Source organism: Roseomonas rosulenta (genome assembly GCF_016106005.1).
Taxonomy (GTDB): domain Bacteria; phylum Pseudomonadota; class Alphaproteobacteria; order Acetobacterales; family Acetobacteraceae; genus Neoroseomonas; species Neoroseomonas rosulenta.
The window spans coordinates 1-3,221 of sequence record NZ_JACADR010000387.1 but is presented as its reverse complement, the minus strand read 5'-3'; the positions used below and the strand labels follow the sequence as shown (position 1 = coordinate 3,221).

Sequence of the window (3,221 nt, the reverse complement as noted above, 5' to 3'; positions counted from 1 at the left end):
TCGTCGCGCTGGTCGTCGCCGCGGCGAGCCTCGCGCTCCTGCTGGCCAGGGGGCCGGGCAGCGCGCCGCTGGCGCTGGCGCGGGTCGATGCCGTCTCGGCGGCGATGCTGCTGCTGGTCGCCTTCGTCGGCTGGGTGGTGGTGCGCTACGCCGCGACCTACCTGGACGGGGAGGCGCGGCAGGGGGAGTTCACCGGCTGGCTCTGCCTGACGCTCGCCGCGGCGCTGCTGCTGGTGCAGGCGGGCAACCTGGTCGTCCTCGTGCTCGCCTGGGTCGGCGCGGGGCTCGGGCTGCAGCGCCTGCTGCTGTTCTATCCGGAGCGGCCCGCAGCCCGGCGCGCGGCGCGCAAGAAGGCGATCTTCGCGCGCGCCGGCGACATCGCGCTCGCCGCCGCGGCGCTGCTGCTGGCCTTCGGCTTCGGCACCTTGGATATCCGCGCGATCCTCGAGGCCGCGCGCGCCGGCCAGGCGCCCGGCGCCGCGGCCGGTGCCGCAGCGCTGCTCGCCCTTGCCGCGCTGCTGAAGTCCGCGCAGTTCCCCACACATGGCTGGCTGACCGAAGTGATGGAGACGCCGACGCCGGTCTCCGCCCTGCTGCATGCCGGGCTGATCAATGCCGGCGGCTTCCTGCTGATCCGCTTCGCCGACGTGATGCTGGCCGCGCCCGGCGTGCTCGCGGCGCTGGCGATGATCGGCGGCTTCACCGCGCTGTTCGCGGGGCTGGTGATGCTGACGCAGCCGGCGGTCAAGACGGCGCTCGCCTGGTCCACCATCGCGCAGATGGGCTTCATGATCCTGCAATGCGGCCTGGCGCTGTTCCCGCTCGCGCTGCTGCACATCCTCGCCCACTCGCTCTACAAGGCGCATGCCTTCCTCGCCTCCGGCGGCGCGGTGGCGAAGGTGGCGGCGATCCCGCGCCCCGGCCCCGTGGCGGTGCCGGGCGGGCGGGCGGTCGCGCGGGCCTTCCTCGCGGCGCTCGCGCTCTATGCGCTGATCGGGGCGGCCTTCGGCTTCGAGGGCAAGTCGCCGCAGGCGATCGCGCTCGGCGCCATCCTGGTGCTCGGCGTAGCCTACCTGCTGGCGCAGGGCTTCGCCGACGCGGCGCCGGGGCCGCTCACGCTGCGCACCTCGATCGCCGCCGCCGCGGCAGCGGTGGGCTACTTCGCTCTGCAGCGCGCCGCCGAGGCGCTCACCGCGGGCGTCCTGCCCGCGGCACCGTCGCCAGGCGCGCTGGAATGGGTGCTGATCGTGCTCGCGGTCCTGGGCTTCGGCCTGACCGCCTTCGCGCAGGCGACCTTCCCGCTCTGGGCGCAGCATCCGGCCGCGGCAGGGCTGCGCGTGCACTTGGCCAATGGCCTGTATGTCAACGCCCTGACCGACCGCCTCCTGCGGGGCTGGTCGCTGCGCAATGCCGCCTGAGAGGAGGCCGATGATGCCCTTCGACACCCACCAGGCCATCGCAGCCGCCCCAGCCCTCGCCGCCGCGCTGGAGCAGGCGCAGCGCGCCATCCCGCCGGCCTGGCCGCTGGCCGCGACGGTCGCGGTCAATCCCTTCCTCGGCCAGGCGGAGGAGGACCTCGCCACCGCCGCGGCGCGGCTGCGGCGCGTCGGTGGCCTGCGCGCCACCATGCCGCGGGCCTGGTATGCGGAACGCATCGCCGCCGGCGGGATCACCGAGGAGGACCTCGCCGCCGCGCTGGCCGCCGCGCCCGAGGCAGATCGCCCAAGGGACGTCGCAGCGCTGCGGGAAGCGCTGGCCGCGCCCGCCGCGCTGCCCCAGGCCCTGCCCACCATCGCCGACCTGGTTGCGGAAGCCACGGGCACCGACTGGCCCGGCATCATTGCCGAGCGCATCGGCGCCTTCGCCGGCGGCTGGTTCGATGCGGGCCAGGCGCTGTGGCCGGTGCCGCGGCGCGGCTCGCTCTACGCCTCCTGGCGGGCGACGGCGCTGCGCGACCTCACGCCCGAGATCCTGGGCCTGCCCGGCTTCTGCGCCCATGTCGCCGCCGCGCCGCAGGAGGCCGAAGCCGCGACGGGCCGGGCGCTCGATGCGCTCGGCGTGCCGGAGGCCGCGCTGGGGACGCTGCTGCATCGGCTGCTGATGACGCTCGGCGGCTGGGCGCAGCTCGCACGGCAGCGCGGCTTCGAGGCGGAACTCGCCGGCGGGACCGACGGCACGCTCACCGGGCTGCTTGCCGTGCGGCTCGTCTGGGAGGAGGCGCTTCATGCCCGCCACGCGCCGCAGATCGAGGCGCGGTGGCGGGAGGTGCTCGCCGCGCATGCCGAGCCGGTGCGCCCCTCAGCCGAGGACGCGATCGACGCCATCCTTCAGGCCGCGGTGGAACATGCGGCGCAGCGGGAGATCCTGGCCTCGGTCGTGCCCACGTCTGCGGCGGCGCCCGCGCGCCCCGCGCTGCAGGCTGCCTTCTGCATCGACGTGCGGTCCGAGGTGTTGCGCCGCGCGCTGGAATCCCTGGACCCGGGCATCCGTACCCAGGGCTTCGCGGGCTTCTTCGGCCTGCCGGTGGCGCACCGGCCCTTCGCCTCGGACGTGGTCGAGAACCGGCTGCCGGTGCTGCTGCGCCCGGGGCTGAGAAGCTGCGACGCGGTGCCGGGCGACGCGGCGGCGGAGCGCGCGCGCATCGCCGCACGGGCGAAGCGCGCCTGGGGCCGGTTCAGCCAGGCGGCCGTCTCCTCCTTCGCCTTCGTGGAATCGGCGGGGCTGCTGCATGGCTTGACGCTGCTGCGGGACTCCTTCGGCCTCGGCCGCGCCGGGCGCGGCGGGACCACGCCGCGCTTCGAGCCGAGCCTGCCCATCGAGACGCGCATCGCGACGGCCGAGGCGGTGCTGCGCGCCATGTCGCTGACCGAGGGATTCGCTCCTCTGGTGCTGTTGCTTGGCCACGGCGCGCGCGTGGCGAACAACCCGCATGCGAGCGCGCTGCAATGCGGTGCCTGCGGCGGTCACCAGGGCGATGTCAGCGCAAGGCTGCTCGCCGCGTTGCTGAACGAGCCTGAGGTTCGTCAGGGCCTCGCGGCGCGCGGCATCGCCATTCCGGAGGACACGCTGTTCCTCGCTGGCCTGCACGACACCACGAGCGACGAGGTGGCCATCTTCGCCGGCGACGCGGGGTCCGCGCGGCATCAGGCGTCGCTGCGGCAGGCGAAGGCGTGGCTCGGCCGTGCCGCGGCGCTGGCGCGCGCGGAACGGGCGCTACGCCT

The 3,221-nt window shown here is 75.3% G+C and carries 2 protein-coding genes; both read left to right on the top strand.

Translation table 11 applies throughout. From position 1 onward, the window contains the following. The coding region (locus tag HW578_RS24680; protein ID WP_198373353.1) for a proton-conducting transporter transmembrane domain-containing protein at positions 1-1,418 on the top strand (1,418 nt) is incomplete at its 5' end. A gap of 13 nt (positions 1,419-1,431) precedes the next feature. Beyond that, positions 1,432-3,221, top strand: a 1,790-nt coding sequence (locus HW578_RS24675) for a putative inorganic carbon transporter subunit DabA (protein WP_198373352.1), incomplete at its 3' end; no start/stop codon positions are given.